This window comes from Streptomyces solicavernae (assembly GCF_029968095.1).
Taxonomy (GTDB): Bacteria; Actinomycetota; Actinomycetes; order Streptomycetales; family Streptomycetaceae; genus Streptomyces; species Streptomyces solicavernae.
The window spans coordinates 61,320-77,127 of record NZ_JASCIR010000009.1 but is presented as its reverse complement, the minus strand read 5'-3'; the positions used below and the strand labels follow the sequence as shown (position 1 = coordinate 77,127).

At 73.3% G+C, this 15,808-nt stretch carries 13 protein-coding genes; 9 read left to right on the top strand and 4 right to left on the bottom strand.

The window, feature by feature from the left end:
• Positions 1-362 precede the first annotated feature (362 nt).
• The 3 genes from QIS99_RS13315 (at position 363) to QIS99_RS13305 (ending at position 4,005) form a co-directional block, all read left to right on the top strand.
• Positions 363-1,394 (top strand): C40 family peptidase, encoded by a 1,032-nt coding sequence (locus tag QIS99_RS13315; protein ID WP_408909550.1) that lies wholly within the window; start codon positions 363-365, stop codon positions 1,392-1,394.
• Between the two features lie 130 nt (positions 1,395-1,524).
• Positions 1,525-2,712 carry a hypothetical protein gene (locus tag QIS99_RS13310; protein WP_282513453.1) on the top strand — a complete coding sequence of 396 codons (1,188 nt, stop codon included), beginning with the start codon at positions 1,525-1,527 and terminating at the stop codon, positions 2,710-2,712.
• Positions 2,713-2,862: 150 nt separating this feature from the next.
• Positions 2,863-4,005, top strand: coding sequence for a glycosyltransferase family 4 protein (locus tag QIS99_RS13305; protein WP_282513452.1), 1,143 nt, complete (start codon positions 2,863-2,865; stop codon positions 4,003-4,005).
• A 109-nt stretch (positions 4,006-4,114) separates the two neighbouring features.
• Here the strand turns inward: QIS99_RS13305 and QIS99_RS13300 are convergent, their stop codons facing one another.
• Entirely contained in the window at positions 4,115-5,923 is a 1,809-nt protein-coding gene (locus QIS99_RS13300) for an AMP-dependent synthetase/ligase (RefSeq protein ID WP_282513451.1), read from the bottom strand.
• A gap of 321 nt (positions 5,924-6,244) precedes the next feature.
• Between QIS99_RS13300 and QIS99_RS13295 the strand changes: the two genes are divergently transcribed.
• The 6 genes from QIS99_RS13295 (at position 6,245) to QIS99_RS13270 (ending at position 11,159) form a co-directional block, all read left to right on the top strand.
• The gene (locus tag QIS99_RS13295; protein WP_282513601.1) at positions 6,245-7,012 is read left to right on the top strand and encodes a metallophosphoesterase family protein; all 768 of its coding nucleotides are present in this window, start codon (positions 6,245-6,247) and stop codon (positions 7,010-7,012) included.
• A 94-nt stretch (positions 7,013-7,106) separates the two neighbouring features.
• Positions 7,107-7,544, top strand: coding sequence for an SRPBCC family protein (locus QIS99_RS13290; protein WP_282513450.1), 438 nt, complete (start codon positions 7,107-7,109; stop codon positions 7,542-7,544).
• Positions 7,545-7,551: 7 nt separating this feature from the next.
• The gene (locus QIS99_RS13285) at positions 7,552-8,697 is read left to right on the top strand and encodes an ArsA family ATPase (RefSeq protein ID WP_282513449.1); all 1,146 of its coding nucleotides are present in this window, start codon (positions 7,552-7,554) and stop codon (positions 8,695-8,697) included.
• Positions 8,698-8,771: 74 nt separating this feature from the next.
• Positions 8,772-9,218: a DUF5304 domain-containing protein gene (locus QIS99_RS13280; RefSeq protein WP_282513448.1), complete on the top strand. Its 447-nt coding sequence runs from the start codon at positions 8,772-8,774 to the stop codon at positions 9,216-9,218.
• Between the two features lie 88 nt (positions 9,219-9,306).
• Positions 9,307-10,260: an ROK family glucokinase gene (locus tag QIS99_RS13275; RefSeq protein ID WP_282513447.1), complete on the top strand. Its 954-nt coding sequence runs from the start codon at positions 9,307-9,309 to the stop codon at positions 10,258-10,260.
• Between the two features lie 146 nt (positions 10,261-10,406).
• Positions 10,407-11,159, top strand: a complete 753-nt coding sequence (locus QIS99_RS13270; protein ID WP_282513446.1) for an endonuclease/exonuclease/phosphatase family protein — start codon at positions 10,407-10,409, stop codon at positions 11,157-11,159.
• Between the two features lie 20 nt (positions 11,160-11,179).
• On the opposite strand, the gene QIS99_RS13265 is transcribed toward QIS99_RS13270, so the two are convergent.
• The 3 genes from QIS99_RS13265 to QIS99_RS13255 all read right to left on the bottom strand — a co-directional run bounded on the left by QIS99_RS13265 (position 11,180) and on the right by QIS99_RS13255 (position 15,804).
• Positions 11,180-13,564 carry a terpene synthase family protein gene (locus QIS99_RS13265; RefSeq protein WP_282513445.1) on the bottom strand — a complete coding sequence of 795 codons (2,385 nt, stop codon included), beginning with the start codon at positions 13,562-13,564 and terminating at the stop codon, positions 11,180-11,182.
• A gap of 730 nt (positions 13,565-14,294) precedes the next feature.
• The gene (locus QIS99_RS13260; RefSeq protein WP_282513444.1) at positions 14,295-15,023 is read right to left on the bottom strand and encodes a hypothetical protein; all 729 of its coding nucleotides are present in this window, start codon (positions 15,021-15,023) and stop codon (positions 14,295-14,297) included.
• A complete protein-coding gene (locus QIS99_RS13255) occupies positions 15,016-15,804 on the bottom strand; it encodes an alpha/beta hydrolase (RefSeq protein ID WP_282513443.1) in 789 nt (262 codons plus the stop codon). The genes QIS99_RS13260 and QIS99_RS13255 overlap by 8 nt, the downstream gene beginning before the upstream one ends.
• Positions 15,805-15,808 lie beyond the last annotated feature (4 nt).

The following is a 15,808-nucleotide window of genomic DNA, read 5'->3' as shown; positions in this document are numbered from 1 at the left end:
CCGGCCCGGCGCCCCGCCGTCCACCTGCGTGGACGGCGGGGTTTCGGCGTTTTCACGCGCGTGTGGTGCGCCGCCGGCGCGCCCCGGCTGCTGATAGCTTCCCCGCTGTTCGTCGGCGAGCGCCGTCGGACCTACCGCCGGACGGGCGGGAAGTGACGCCTGTGGAGGCCTCTTCGGCCGGGACGAAGTCCCGGGCCCGGCCGGTGAAGCGGGAACCCGCCGGAAGTCGCTCCGCGCCGCGGGACGGCAGGCCGGGATCCGGGCCGACGGCCGCGGAGGACGTCCGACCGCCGCTGTTCCCCGGCAGTTCCGCCGCCCCGAGGGCGGTGGACGCAGCGGCGCGGGAAGGAGAGACGTACCCCGTGGCGTCCCATCGCCGTCCTTCGCGCCCTGCGCAGCCCGGCCCCGGCCGTGACCTCAGCGCCCGGGCGATCGTGCTGTCCGCCGCCGTGGCCACCGCGGCCGCCGCCCTCACCGCACCGACCGCCACCGCCGACCCGCAGGCCTCCCCGGCCGAGACCCGGGCCGAGGTCACCCGCCTCTTCGAGGAGGCCGAGCGGGCGACGCAGGCGTACGACAAGGCCGATGAGCGGGCCGACCGGCTGCGCCGCGAGATCGCCCACACGCAAGGCAGCGTGGCGCGCGGGCAGGAGCGCATCAACACGATGCGGGGCGTGCTCGGTTCGCTGGCCGGGGCGCAGTACCGGTCCGGCGGCATCGACCCGACGCTCGCCCTGATGCTCTCCGAGGACCCCGACGGCTACCTCGCCAAGTCCTCGACCCTGAACCGGATCAACGCCCGCCAGGCCGGCCGCCTCGACAAGCTCCGTACCGCACAGCGCGAACTCGCCCAGGAGCGCGCGGAGGCCACCCGCAAGCTCGCCGACCTGGAGGCGTCCAGGAAGGCCGTCGCCCGGCACAAGCGCAAGGTCGAGGCCAAGCTCGCGCGGGCGCAGCGGCTGCTCAACTCCCTCTCCCCGCAGGAGCGTCGGGCCATCACGGAGGGCTCCGGCGCCGTCCCCGCGCCCACCGGAGCCGCCGCGTCCTCGGGCCGGGCCGCGGCCGCCGTCGCCGCGATCCGGCAGGCCGTCGGACGCCCCTACGTGTGGGGCGCCAACGGGCCGAGCGGCTTCGACTGTTCGGGCCTGACCCAGTGGGCGTACGGCAGGGCCGGCGTCGGACTGCCGCGCACCTCGCAGGCCCAGCGGGGCGCGGGCCGCCAGGTCTCCCTCGCGGAGGCCCGGCCCGGGGACCTGGTGACGTACCGGGATGATGCGAGCCATATCGGGATGTACATGGGCGGGGGTCAGGTGGTGCATGCCCCGTACCCGGGGGCCGTGGTGCGGTACGACCCGGTCGGCATGATGCCGGTTTCGGGCGTCACCCGGGTCTGAGCCCCGCCCCCGGACAACGCCCGCTCGCCGTGGGGCGGCTGCTTCCGATCGAGGCTCACGGGTCGGCTGTGGTTGCTCGTGCAGTTCCCCGCGCCCCTTTTTGGGCTTCCAGGCTCGTACGATCGGGGGGATGGCGGGTCGGGCGTGGTGCAGGCGGGTGGTGGGGGCGGCTCTGGCCGCGGTCCTGCTCGGTACCTCCTGCTCCGCCCCGGCGCCGCGGGACTCCGCCGCCACCGCCGTCGAGGCGCTGCTGGAGCGGCGCGCGGAGGCCGTGCTGGGGCGGGACGAGGAGGCGTACGCGGCCACCGGCGGGCCCGGCGCCGAGTTCGACCACCTCGCGCAGGTCCCGCTCCACTCCTGGACGTACCGGCTCATCCGCCTCGACCGCACCCGCACCGGCGCCACCGCCACGGCCGCCCTCGACTACCGCATCGCCGGGCACGACCGCGCCCCCGTCACCGTCGAGCGCACCCTCGACCTGAGGCGGCGCGACGGCCGCTGGTACGTCGCGGCGGAGCGGCCGGGGCCGGACGCCGGGGAGCAGCTGTGGGAGCAGGGCGCCGTCACAGCGGTGCGCGGCGAGCGCAGCCTGGTCCTCGGCGTGGGCCAGGGCGAGTCGCGGCTGCGCCGGTACGCGGACCTCGCCGACCGTGCCGTGCCCGCCGTGCAGCGCGCGTGGGGGCGGGGCTGGCCGGGGCGCGTCGTGGTCCTCGTACCGGACTCGACGCAGGACATGGCCGACCTGCTCGGCGCCTCCGCCTCCTCGTACCAGGGCATAGCGGCGGTCACCACGGGCGAGTCGGGCGGCGGCGTGAAGGCCCCGGCGGACCGGGTGATCGTCAACCCCGAGTCGTACGACCTGCTCGGCGACCTCGGCCAGCAGGTCGTCCTCACCCACGAGACGACCCATGTGGCGACCCGCGCCGCCACCTCGGACGCGACTCCGCTGTGGCTGTCCGAGGGCTTCGCGGACTGGGTCGGGTACCGGGGCACGGGCCGCGCGCCCGAGCAGGCGGCGCCCGAGGTGACCCGTGAGGTGCGCGCCGGGCGGGTGCCGCAGCAGCTCCCGGACGACGCGGCGTTCGGCTTCGCGGGCGACGCGGGCCGGCTCGCGCGGGCGTACGAGAGCGGCTGGCTTGCCTGCCGCATGATCGCCGAACGGCACGGCGAGAGCGCGCTCGTGGACCTCTACCGGAAGGCCGGCGCCCACCCGGGGCGCGAGGGCGCGATGGCGGAGGCGCTGCGGGACGTGCTCGGCCTGACCCCGGAGGCGTTCACGCGCGCGTGGCAGGACTATCTGCGGCGGGTGCTGGGCTGAGGACCGCCGCGGCGCGGAGGCAGCGCAGGGCGAAGAACGCCGTCGCGTAGTCGAGGAAGGGCCGCAGGCCGGGGGAGAGCACGGCGAGCGCGGCGGCGGGCGGGGATCGGCCGGGGCGTGCGGCGCGGCCGTTCGGTACTGTCGGCGGCGATGCACAAGACCCTGATCGTCACCAACGACTTCCCGCCCCGCCCCGGCGGCATCCAGGCCTTCCTGCACAATATGGCGCTGCGCCTGGACCCGGACCGCCTGGTCGTCTACGCCTCCACCTGGAAGCGCGGCCGCGAGGGCGCCGAGGCCACCGCCGCGTTCGACGCCGAGCAGCCCTTCACCGTCGTACGCGACCGCACGACGATGCTGCTTCCGACCCCGCGCGTGACCCGCCGCGCGGTCGGCCTGCTCAAGGAGCACGGCTGTACGTCGGTGTGGTTCGGGGCGGCCGCGCCGCTCGGCCTGATGGCGCCCGCGCTGCGCCGGGCCGGGGCGGAGCGCCTGGTCGCCACCACGCACGGGCACGAGGCGGGCTGGGCCCAACTCCCGGTTTCCCGCGGCCTGTTGGGGCGGATCGGGGAGTCCACGGACACGATCACGTACCTCGGCGAGTACACCCGCTCGCGCATCGCCCGCGCCCTCAGCCCCGCGGCCGCGGCCCGCATGGTCCAACTCCCGCCGGGCGTCGACGAGAAGACCTTCCACCCCGGCTCCGGCGGCGACGAGGTCCGGGCGCGGCTCGGCCTCAGCGGCCGGCCGGTGGTCGTGTGCGTCTCCCGGCTCGTGCCGCGCAAGGGCCAGGACACCCTGGTCCGCGCCCTGCCCGCGATCCTCGCGAAGGTCCCGGACGCGGTGCTGTTGATCGTCGGGGGCGGCCCGTACGAGAACGAGCTGCGCAAGCTCGCCGCCGAGACCGGGGTGGCGGACTCGGTGCGGTTCACGGGGTCCGTGCCGTGGGAGGAGCTGCCCGCGCACTACGGCGCCGGCGACGTCTTCGCCATGCCCTGCCGCACGCGCCGGGGCGGCCTGGACGTGGAGGGCCTCGGCATCGTCTACCTGGAGGCCTCGGCGACGGGCCTGCCGGTGGTCGCGGGCGACTCGGGCGGGGCGCCGGATGCCGTGCTCGACGGGGAGACGGGGTGGGTCGTCCGGGGGGGCGCCCCCTCGGAGGCCGCCGACCGCATCGTCACGCTCCTGCAGGACCCCGAACTGCGCCGCAGAATGGGGGAGCGGGGGCGGGAGTGGGTCGAGGAGAAGTGGCGCTGGGACCTGCTCGCGGACCGGTTGCGGGAGTTGCTGTAAACGCCGAGTTCCCCGTGCCCCGAAAGGGGCGCGGGGAACTGCGCGAGCAACCACAGCCGGGCCGCAGCCGCGAACGAAACAGCAGCCCTACGGCGAGTGGGCGGCCACTTCAGCTGGTGTAAAGCGCCTCGATCTCGTCCGCGTAGTCCTTGGCGACCACGTTCCGCTTGAGCTTCAGGGACGGCGTCAAGTGCCCCGACTCCTCCGTGAACTGCGCCCCGAGCACCCGGAACTTACGCACCGACTCCGCCTTGGACACGGCCGCGTTGCCGTCGTCCACCGCCTGCTGGACGGCGGCGAGCAGCTCCGCGTCGTCCCGCAGGTCCGCCGCCGACTTAGCGGACTTGCCGTGCTCGTCGGCCCAGCGCCCGATGAACTCCTCGTCCAGGGTGACCAGGGCGCCGACGAACGGCCGCCCGTCGCCGACCACCATGCACTCGGCGACCAGGGCGTGCGCCCGGATGCGGTCCTCGATCACCGCGGGCGCGACGTTCTTGCCGCCGGCTGTGACGATGATCTCCTTCTTGCGGCCGGTGATCGCGAGATAGCCGTCCTCGTCGAGGGTGCCGATGTCACCGGTGTGGAACCACCCGTCGGCCAGGGCCTCCTCGGTCGCGCCGGGGTTGTTCCAGTACTCCTTGAACAGGTGCTCGCCGTGCAGCAGCACCTCGCCGTCGTCCGCGATCCGGACGACCGAACCGGGCAGCGGCTGGCCGACCGTGCCGATCTTCTGCCGGTCGTGCGGGTTGAACGTGGTGGCCGCGCAGGACTCGGTGAGGCCGTAGCCCTCCAGGACCGTGAAGCCGATGCCGCGGAAGAAGTGGCCGAGCCGCTCGCCCAGCGGGGCGCCGCCGGAGATCGCCGCCTCGCCACGGCCGCCGAGGACCGCGCGCAGCTTGCGGTAGACCAGCCGGTCGAACGTCTTGTACTTGAGCTTGAGGCTCAGCGACGGGCCCGAGGGCGTGTCCAGGGCGCGGCTGTACGCGATCGCCGTGTCCGCGGCCTTGTCGAAGATCTTGCCCTTGCCGTCCGCCTGCGCCTTGGCGCGCGCCGAGTTGTAGACCTTCTCGAAGACCCGCGGCACACCGAGGATCAACGTCGGCCGGAACGAGGCCAGTTCGTCCGTGAGGTTCTTGATGTCCGGTACGTGGCCCAGCTTGATCGGCGCCAGCATCGGGGCGATCTGCACCAGGCGCCCGAAGACATGGGCGAGCGGCAGGAACAGCAGCACCGAGCACTCGCCGGTGCGGAACAGCGGGCGGATCCGCTCCACGATGTTGCCGCACTCCGCGAAGAACGAACGGTGCGTCAGGACACAGCCCTTGGGGCGGCCCGTGGTGCCCGAGGTGTAGACGATCGTCGCCGGGTCGTCGGCCTTCGCGAGCGAACCGCGCTCCTCGACCGTCTCGTCGGCGACGTCCGCGCCCGCGCGGCGCAGCTGCTCGATCGCGCCCGCCTCGGGGGAGTCCGTCTCGATCTGCCAGACGTTCGCCAGGTCGGGGAGCCGGTCGCGCACCGCCTCGACGGCCTTCGCGTGCACGTCCAGCTCCACCAGGCAGGCCACCGCGCCGGAGTCGCCGAGGATCCACTGCACCTGCTCGGGCGAGCTGGTCTCGTACACCGGGACCGTCACCGCGCCCGCGCTCCAGATCGCGAAGTCCAGGAGCGTCCACTCGTACCGCGTACGGGACATCAGGCCGACCCGGTCGCCCGGGCCGACGCCGGACGCGATCAGGCCCTTGGCGGCGGCGTGCACCTCGGCGAGGAAGTCCTTGGCCGAGACGTCGGTCCAGGTGCCGTTCACCTTGCGGCCGATGACGGCAACATCCGGGTGCTGCGCGGCGTTTCGGCGGACGATGTCGGTCAGATTGCCGTCCGCGGGGACCTCGTACAGGGCCGGAAGGCTGAACTCGCGCAAGACTGCTGCTCCTCATAGGGCGCCGGCGCCACGACGGTGTGCGATGCGACGGTGCGGTCCAAGATCGGGCAGGTGCTCGATGGCTGAACTTGCAGGTGGGGTGCATCGAGCACGACTGGACTGCCCGGACGTTACCCACCGGTACTGCCTTTTCGGTAGGGGGGTCGGGCCAGATGTTCGCTGCGTCACACATCACGTCACGCGTCGCGGCGTTCCTTCGCGCACAGTAATCCACTTTTCGGGCGACTCGGAAGTAACCGCAGGTCCGGCGGCCCCTACCGGCTCAAGGCGGCTCGCCCTAGGGTGATCGTCATGCCAGACATGCGGGTACATGTGGTGAGCGACGTGCACGGCAACGCGGAGGCGCTGGCCCGCGCGGGCGACGGCGCGGACGCGCTGATCTGCCTCGGCGACCTGATCCTGTTCCTCGACTACGCCGACCACTCGCGCGGCATCTTCCCCGAGCTCTTCGGCACACAGAACGCCTCACGCCTGGTCGAGCTGCGCACCGCCCGCCGCTTCGACGAGGCCCGCGAACTGGGCGCGCGGCTCTGGGCCGGCCTGGACGCGGACCGCGCCACGGCCATCGAGAACGCCGTCCGCAAGCAGTACGCCGAGCTGTTCGCCGCCTTCCCCACTCCGACGTACGCGACCTACGGCAACGTCGACATGCCGGCCCTCTGGAGCGAGTACGCCCTCCCGGGCACCACCGTCCTCGACGGTCAGCGGGCCGAGATCGGCGGCCGCGTCTTCGGCTTCGTCGGCGGCGGCCTCGAATCCCCCATGAAGACCCCCTTCGAGATCAGCGACGAGGAGTACGCGGCCAAGGTCGAGGCCGTCGGCGAGGTCGACGTCCTGTGCACCCACATCCCGCCCGAGGTCCCCGACCTCGTGTACGACACCGTGGCCCGCCGCTTCGAGCGCGGCAGCAGCGCCCTCCTCGACGCCATCCGCCGCACCCGCCCCCGCTACGCCCTCTTCGGCCACGTCCACCAACCCCTCGTACGCCGCATGCGGATCGGCGTCACGGAGTGCGTGAACGTGGGCCACTTCGCGGGCACCGGGACGCCCTGGGCCCTGGAGTGGTGAGTGATCGGAGCGCGGTAGCCTTCACGCGGGCGGCGCGCACGTGGTACGCCGCCGATCACACCCTCGACGGAACCGCACCGGAGGAGCCACCGCGATGGCGGAACACACCAGCTCGAACATCGAGATCGAGGCGGCGCCCGCCGACGTCATGGCGGTGATCGCCGACTTCGGCCGCTACCCGGACTGGACCGCCGAGGTCAAGGAGGCCGAGGTGCTGGCCGCCGACGGGCAGGGCCGCGCCGAGCAGGTCCGCCTCGTCATGGACACCGGCGCGATCAAGGACGACCAGGTCCTCGCGTACACCTGGTCCGGCGACAGCAAGGTCAGCTGGACCCTCGTCAAGTCCCAGATGCTCCGCGCCCTCGACGGCTCCTACGTCCTCGCCGAGAAGGGCAAGGGCACCGAGGTCACGTACGCGCTCACCGTGGACGTCAAGATCCCCATGCTCGGGATGATCAAGCGCAAGGCGGAGAAGGTCATCATCGACCGGGCGCTCGCGGGCCTCAAGAAGCGGGTGGAGTCGGGGAGTTAGGCCCTCCATGCAGACCCTTCTCGTCACCGGCCCCGGCGGCAGCGGCCGGACCACCACCGCCGCGGCCACCGCGCTCGCCGCCGCGCGCGACGGGCGCCGGACCCTCCTCCTCACCGCCGACGCCCACGACACCCTGCCCGCGGTGCTCGGCGCCGTGGAGCTACCCGGACTCACCGTGCGGCATGTGGACAGCGGCGCCCACTTCCGGCGCGAACTCCTCGCCCTCCAGGACCGCGCGGCCACCGCCCTCGACCTGTTCGGCGCCCAGCGCCTGGACGAGGAGGAGCTGACCGAGCTCCCGGGCGCGGGTGAGCTCGCGCTCCTGCGGGCCGTGCGGGACGCCGCCGCGCAGCCGTACGACCTGGTCGTCGTCGACCTGCCGCCCGCCCCGCAGGCCCTCGCGCTGCTCGCGCTCCCCGCCCAGCTGCGCCGCTACCTGCGCCGGCTGCTGCCGCCCGAACGGCAGGCCGCCCGCGCGCTGCGCCCGATGCTCGCCCAGCTCGCGGGCGTCCCGATGCCCGCCCAGTGGCTGTACGACACCGCCGCGCACTGGGACCAGCACCTCGCCGCCGTCCAGTCGGTGATCGAGGCCGACACCACCGCCGTACGCCTCGTCGCCGAGCCCGGTCCCGCCGGGGCCGACGCCGTGCACACCGCCCGCACCGGGTTCGCCCTGCACGCACTGCGCACCGAACTCCTCGTCGCCAACCGGGTGTTGCCGCACGACTCGGCCGACCCGTGGCTCGCCTCGGCCGCCGCCCAGCAGGACAAGGCCCTCGCCGAGTGGCGCGACGCGTACCCGCTGCACGCCGCCGCCCACCTCGGGCGGGACCCGCGCGGCGCCGACGACCTGGCCGCGCTCGCCCTGCCCCTACCCGACCCGGTGCCCGATGCCGTGCAGTGGCCGGTCGAGGACCGGCTCGCCGACGACGGCGTCCTGGTCTGGCGGATCCCGCTGCCCGGTGCCGTCCGCGAGGACCTCGACCTGGTGCGGCGCGGCGACGAACTCGTGGTCACGGTCGGCCCGTTCCGCCGCATGGTGCCGCTGCCGTCCGCGCTGCGCCGCTGCACGGTCTCGGGTGCGGGGCTCAGGGACGGCGAGCTGCGCATCCGCTTCACACCGGATCCGGGGCTGTGGCCGCAAGGGCGGTGAACCGTGTACCCCCGTTCGGGTAACGTCGACAGTGAGCAGTCACACGCCGTACGCAGCCTCCGCAGGAGCCTCCCATGAGCGACACCGAGCGCACCGCACCCGACGCCGACGCCTGGCAGAAGGCCTGCGCCGAGGACCTCGCCGCCGAGCAGGCCCGCCACCGCGCGCAGCACGGCGCACCGGAGCCCGGCTCCGCCGCCGATGAGCTGCGCAAGCTGATGGACGCCGTCACCGACAAGCTCTCCTCGTTCCAGGCCCCGATCGCCGGCACCGCCGCCCAGGGCGCCGTGCAGCACTTCGTCGAGCAGGCCAAGGCCGCCGTCGAACCGGTCATCGAGCGCAACCCCGAGGTCTTCGACCACCTCGCCAACGCGGGCTCCGAACTCCTCGCCGCCTACCGCAGCGCCGTCTTTGGCCACGAGCGCCGCTGGACCGCGGGCCCGGACGAGGCGAAGCCGCAGGCCCCGGGCGGCGGAAAGCCCGAGGACACCGGCGGCGGGGAGCACATCGACCTCGACTAGGGGGCGACTAGGGGAGACGCCCCTGGGGGCCCGTCGACCTCGGGTACGGTTGCCCCTAGCGGGGCTCGAACCGAAAACTGAGGGACTAATGGGACTCACCATCGGCGTCGACATCGGCGGCACCAAGATCGCAGCGGGTGTGGTCGACGAAGAGGGCAACATCCTCTCCACCTTCAAGGTGCCGACCCCCAGCACGCCTGACGGGATCGTCGACGCGATCGCCTCGGCCGTCGAGGGCGCCCGAGCGGGGCACGAGATCGTCGGCGTGGGCATCGGAGCCGCCGGATACGTCGACCGCCAGCGCTCCACGGTCTACTTCGCGCCCAACATCGACTGGCGCCAGGAACCGCTCAAGGAGAAGGTCGAGGCCCGCGTGGGCCTCCCGATCGTCGTGGAGAACGACGCCAACGCGGCCGCCTGGGGCGAGTACCGCTTCGGCGGCGGCAAGGGCCACCGCAACGTCATCTGCATCACGCTCGGCACCGGCCTCGGCGGCGGCATCATCATCGGCAACAAGCTGCGCCGCGGACACTTCGGCGTCGCCGCCGAGTTCGGCCACATCCGGATGGTCCCGGACGGCCTGCTCTGCGGCTGCGGCTCGCAGGGCTGCTGGGAGCAGTACGCGTCGGGCCGCGCCCTCGTGCGGTACGCGCGCCAGCGCGCCAACGCTACCCCGGAGAACGCCGAGATCCTCCTCGGGTACGGCGACGGCACCCCCGAGGGCATCGAGGGCAAGCACATCTCCATGGCCGCGCGCCAGGGCGACCCGGTCGCCGTCGACTCGTACCGCGAGCTGGCCCGCTGGGCCGGCGCCGGGCTCGCCGACCTGGCGTCGCTGTTCGACCCGTCCGCGTTCATCATCGGCGGCGGGCTCTCGGACGAGGGCGAGCTGGTCCTCGACCCGATCCGCAAGTCGTACAAGCGCTGGCTGGTCGGCAGCAACTGGCGGCCGGTGGCGGAGGTGGTCGCCGCCCAGCTGGGCAACAAGGCGGGCCTGGTGGGCGCGGCGGACCTGGCCCGGCAGCCGGATCCGGTGATGTGACCCAGCGCTTCGTGCACGGGTGAACGCCCGCCGCTTCCTTCGGGGCGGCGGGCGTTTTCCGCGCTGCCGCGGGTGGCGTTTTCCGTGCTGCCGCGGGCGGCGTTTTCCGTGCTGCCGCGGGTGGCGTTTCCCGTACCTTGATCCCCATGACCGCCCTTCCCAACTCCCTTGCAGAGCCGGACGGTTCGGCCGTCATCCGCGTCCTCAGCTACAACGTCCGCTCCCTGCGCGACGACACCGACGCCCTCGCCCGCGTCATCGCCGCCTGCGCCCCCGACCTCGTACTCGTCCAGGAAGCCCCGCGGTTCTTCCGCTGGCGCAAGAAGCTGGCCAGGCTCGCCGCCGCGTCCGACCTGGTGATCCTCTCCGGTGGCGGCACCGCGGCCGGGCCCGCGCTGCTCTGCTCGCTGCGCGCCACCGTCGAGCGCACCGAGGACGTCCTGCTCCCGCTCACCCCCGGCCTGCACCGCCGCGGCTTCGCCACCGCCGTGGTCCGCTTCGGCGGGGCCCGGCTCGGCGTCCTCAGCTGCCATCTGAGCCTGCAGACCGACGAGCGGTACGAGCAGGGCGCCCTGCTCCTCGACCGGCTTGCCGGGATGGGCACCGAGCACGCCGTCGCGGGCGGCGACCTCAACGACCGGCCCACCGGCCGCACGTTCCGCCGCCTGGCCACCGCCCTCCAGGACGGCTGGGCCGTGAAGCCGTGGGGCGGCGAGTACACCTCCGTCCCGGCCGACCCGCACCAGCGGATCGACGCGATCTTCGCCACCTCGGGCATCGAGGTCCTGGGGTGCGGGGTGCCCTCCGGGCACGCGGGTGTGACGGAGGCGGACCTGGTGGCGGCCACGGATCACCTGCCGGTGCTGGCTGCGCTGCGGGTGCCGGCGGGCGGCAGGTAGCGGGGGCTCCCCGGAGGGGCTCAAAAATGAGCCCCTCCGGCGATTGAGGAGGCCCGTCCGGCAGGACCTTCGGGAAGGGGCGGGGCGGGGAGGAAAGCACGCGCAGCCGACGTGCCGAGCCCCGTCGGCCCGCCGAGCCGCCACGGGGCCCCACCCGTACCCGCCCGCAGATCCGCCTCGCGGTAGCGCCGGCACCCCCGGTGCCAGTGCAGGATCGCCGCCATCCAGTCCTGCAACTCCCGCACATAGCCCCCGACCGCCGCGCGCGCCCCCGCGTCCAGCCCCAAGTCCTCGTACAGCACGGGCAGTTCATGCGCGACGACATGCTGGAACTGGCGCAGCCGGGAGTTCATCAGGGCGTCGACGAGGGCCACGCCCGTGGCGTAGCCGACGTCGAAGAAGTTCTGCACGACCAGGACGCCGTTGTGCACCTCGCCCTCGTACTCGATCTCCTTCTGGTACGAGAACAGGTCGTTGAGCAGCGTGGCGTAGTCCGCGGCGGCGTTCTCCAGGGAGCGGAGCGGGCCGCTGCGGGAGACCTCCTCCGGCAGCGCCCCGCCGTGCCGGATCCGGGCCAGCCGCATCGTCATGTCGGCGCCGAACGTGAGGCGCCGCATCTCGATGTAGTCCACCGGGTCCGGGATGCGCTGCTGCGCCCGCTCGGCCAGCTCCCACACCCAGCTCGCCGTCATGTCCTCGACGCTCTTGCGGAACGCCGCACGGTCCCGCTCCGGCATCGGCCCCGCCGTGCGCGCCCACAGGTCGGCGAGGCCGCGCTCCAGGGCATCGTGAGGCTCGGGCGCGGCGCTCGCGTCCAGCGGCATGAACAGCGACAGCCGCTCGGTCGCCGCGCGGGCGCCCGCCAGGTCGCGGGTGCGGCCGTACAGTGCCGGGTACAGGTCGTCGCCGTACGTGCCCCACGTCAGCCAGTGCGCCGACAGGTCCAGCTCGTCCGGGGTGGCGTCCGGGTCCAGGCCGGCCGAGCAGAGGGGGAAGTCGTAACCGGCGAGGCGGCGTTCGTCCCAGATGTCGGAGAGCGGCCGGCCCGGCTGCGTCCGGAGCATGCCCATCCGGCGCCCCCACTCCACACAGCGCGGCCGCGCCCCCGCCAGATGCGGGCTCAGCGAGACCGGGTACGGAAGCTGGAACTCCGGCAGCAGGGAAGGCCCGACGTGCCGATGCGGCGGGTGGCTGCGGCTGCGCAGCCTGGCCCGCTCGGCCCGCGGCGTGAACCGCAGACCGGCGCCGATCGCGGTGCCGGGGACGGCGCCGGGCGGGGTGAAGGGCACGGTGCCGGGCTGAGGGAAGGGCATGGTGCCGGGTGCGGTGAAGGGCACGGTGCCGGGTGCGGTGAAGGGCACGGTGCCGGGTGGGGTGAAGGGCACGGTCAGGCCGCTCGGGTCGCGGCCTGCCGCCTCCGCGTTCATGTACCGGCTGGAGCGCAGATGCCACTCGTGCCCGCCCGACTGCCAGTCCTGCAGCCCCTTCGCGTACGCCGCGACCGCCGCCGTCTGCGCCGCGTCCAGGCCGCGCTCCGCGCACAGGCCGGGCACTTCGGTGAGCGCCGTGTGCTCGAACTGCTGCAGGCGCGAGGTCAACAGGTCGTTGACCGCGTCCGCCGCCTCCTGCGTCGTACAGCCGAGGAATGTCTCCATCACCAGGACGCCGTTGCTGTTCTCGCCCTCGTCCTCGACCTCGCGCTGGTACGAGAACAGGTCGTTGCGCAGGTGCACCGCGTCCGAGAACGCGTCCCGCAGCACCCGCAGCGGCCTGGATCCGGCTACGGCGTCCGGGAGTTCGGCCCGCGCCGCGTACTCCACGAGCCCCGCCGACCAGGGGGCGCCGCCGACCTTGCGGCGCATCTCGATGTACTCGACCGGGTTGGCGATCCGCCCCTCGTTGATGTTGGACAGCTCCCACAGGGACTCGTTGAGAAGGTTCTCCGTGGCCTGGGCGAAGCGGGCGCGCCAGCCCCGCGACATGCTCGGCACGGTCCGCGCCCACAGGTCGGCGAGGCCCGCCTCCACCGGAGTCCGCGGCTCCGGAAACCCCTCGGCCAGGTCGTCCGGCATGAACGCGGGCAGCCGGTCGAGGTACGCCTTGGCCCCGGCCCGGTCCTGCGTCCGCTTGAACAGCTCCAGGAAGTGGTCGTCGAAGAAGAAGACCCACACGTACCAGTCCGTGACAAGGGACAGCTCGTCCGCGCCGCAGTCGGGATGGGTGTACGCGCACAGCAGCGCGTAGTCGTGCGCGTCCAGGTCGCGCTCCTCCCAGACCCCGGAACCCTCCAGCATCCCCATCCGCCGCGCCCACCCCCTGGAGTGCGAACGGGCAGCCTCCACCTGCGGGTTGAGCCGCGCCGGATACGGCACGTAGAAGTCGGGGAGGGTGAACGGCTGTCCCATTGCGTGCGCCAGGCCTTTCGCGATCCACGGTACGGAGGGTCATCGGACGGCGACCTTAAGTGATCACGTCAGCGAGTCCCTACCCGTGGCCCGGACGGCGTATCCGGCGCGGTGAATAGTCGTACTAACACAGTGGGTCGGCTGCGGCTGTAGACCGTGCCGCCGTTGCTGTTGCTCTTGTTCGTGGATCTGCGGATTCCGGATGAGTGAGCGTCGATGATCGAGGCCGACTCGTTGACGCAGTAGGGGGAGGAACGCGACGAGTCCACTTTCCCGGTGTCCAAGTTGAGGCGTGTGCCGCCTTGCTCCACCGCGATCAGCCGGGACACGGTCACGCACAGCCCGCCCGCGCCCCCGTCCTGCGGGTACCGGTAGAAGGTCACCGCCTGCCGGCCGTCGGCGGCTTGTTTGATCTCGATCCGACTGGGGCGTCCGTACCCCGTGTCGGTCGTCCATGTGCCGACGAAGTACGAGGGGACGCTGCCGGAGGGCGCATCCTCCCCTGGCCGGGCGAGGTCGGGGTTGAACCGGGGTCCTTCGGGGCGCTGTCGCCGGGGCGGGGCGCGGCGTCCTGGTCGTCCTGGTTGCGCTCGATGAGGTAGACCGTGCCGCCGGCCACGAGCGCCTGCGGTCCCGGACGTGAACAGCCGGCAGAATAAGGGGTGTTGGCGGGGGGAGGCAGGCCGGAAGGCGGCCGCGGGAGCCCGGCCGGCCGTGCGGCGAGCCCGGCTCAGACGACCGCGCCCCGCCCCGGGTCGTCGTCCTCGTCGTCGTCGCCGTTCATCCGCAGCACCAGCGTGGCGAAGCCGCCGACGAAGCCGCCGATGCCGAGGGTGGTCAGCCACCACGTCATGTCCCAGCCGAGCAGCACCGCGAGCAGCAGCAGGACCGGGCCGCCGACGACGGCGAGCCAGGCGAACTTGGCGGTCGCGTCCGCCTCCGGCAGCGGCGGCGGCTCGGGCGGTACGAAGTGGCCCTCGTCGTCCTCGTCGAAGTCGTCGTCCGTGGCCTTGGGCGGGCTGTAGTCCCGCGGGCCCGGGCCTATGCCGGGGGCGAACGTGACGGAGGCGCCGACCTTGCCGGTGCCCTTGTCGTCGCTGTGCTTGCCCCCGCTGTCCTGGTCCCCGCTGTCCTGGTCGCCGCTGTCCTGGTCGCCGCTGTCCTTGTGGTTGTCCTTGCCGTTGCCCTCGCCGTCGTCCCTGCCGTCGCCCTCGCCGTCGTCCTCGGAGGTGTCCGCGGAGGCGTCCGGGGCTGCCTCGGAGCCGGGCTTGGCGTCGTTCGCCGCCTCTGCCTCCAGGCCCGCCAAGTCCTCGACCGACTTGAACGGCTTCGCGCCCGGCGGGTCCGGCGGCTCCTCGCCGTACCCGGCGACGATCGCCGCCCAGGCCGCGTCCTCGTCGAGCCGGGGGCCGTCGTCCTCCTCGCGGCTGCCGTCCCTCTCCGCGCCGTGCTCAGCCACCGGTGGCCGTCCCCTCTGTGCTGCCTGCGCCGACACTGGGCGCGAGCCGGGCGAGGAAGGCGTGGCTCTCCTCGAAGATCCGGTCCGCGTCATGGTCCAACGTCGCCACGTGGTAGCTCTGTTCCAGCAGGATCTCGGTGACATCCGTGGACGAGACCCGGCCGAGCACACGCGCGGAGTCGGCCGGCGGCACCACATGGTCCTGCGGGCTGTGCAGGAGCACCACAGGCTGGGTCACCTGCGGCAGCTCGGCGTCGACCAGGCGGAAGAACTTCCGCAGCGAGTGCGCGGCATGCAGCGGCACGCGCGCGTACGCCACCTCCTCGCTGCCCTCCTTCGCGATGTCACTGGCGATGCCCGGGATCGTCGCCACCAGGTGCCGGGCGACGGGCAGCGCGTGGGCCGCCGGGCCGTGCACCTTGTTGCCCGGGTTGACCAGGACCAGGCCGCTGATCGCGTCCCCGTGCTTGGCCGCCAGACGCAGCGCCAGCGCACCGCCCATGGACAGGCCGAAGACGAACACCTGCGAGCAGCGCTCGCGCAGGTCGTGCAGGGCGCGGTCCACCTCCGCGTACCAGTCCTGCCAGCCCGTGGCCGCCAGGTCCTGCCAGCGCGTGCCGTGTCCGGGCAGCAGCGGCAGCGAGACCGTCAGACCGCGCTCGGCCAGATACTCCGCCCACGGACGGAGCGACTGCGGGGTTCCGGTGAAACCGTGGCAGAGGAGCACACCGACCTCACCGCCCTCGTGGCGGTACGGCTCGGCTCCGGGCAGGACCGGCACGTTC

Coding starts and splice junctions, on each gene's coding strand:
- QIS99_RS13310 (WP_282513453.1), top strand. CDS start 1,525: ATGGCGGGTCGGGCGTGGTGCAGGCGGGTGGTGGGGGCGGCTCTGGCC.
- QIS99_RS13305 (WP_282513452.1), top strand. CDS start 2,863: ATGCACAAGACCCTGATCGTCACCAACGACTTCCCGCCCCGCCCCGGC.
- QIS99_RS13295 (WP_282513601.1), top strand. CDS start 6,245: ATGCGGGTACATGTGGTGAGCGACGTGCACGGCAACGCGGAGGCGCTG.
- QIS99_RS13290 (WP_282513450.1), top strand. CDS start 7,107: ATGGCGGAACACACCAGCTCGAACATCGAGATCGAGGCGGCGCCCGCC.
- QIS99_RS13285 (WP_282513449.1), top strand. CDS start 7,552: ATGCAGACCCTTCTCGTCACCGGCCCCGGCGGCAGCGGCCGGACCACC.
- QIS99_RS13280 (WP_282513448.1), top strand. CDS start 8,772: ATGAGCGACACCGAGCGCACCGCACCCGACGCCGACGCCTGGCAGAAG.
- QIS99_RS13275 (WP_282513447.1), top strand. CDS start 9,307: ATGGGACTCACCATCGGCGTCGACATCGGCGGCACCAAGATCGCAGCG.
- QIS99_RS13270 (WP_282513446.1), top strand. CDS start 10,407: ATGACCGCCCTTCCCAACTCCCTTGCAGAGCCGGACGGTTCGGCCGTC.
- QIS99_RS13265 (WP_282513445.1), bottom strand. CDS start 13,564: ATGGGACAGCCGTTCACCCTCCCCGACTTCTACGTGCCGTATCCGGCG.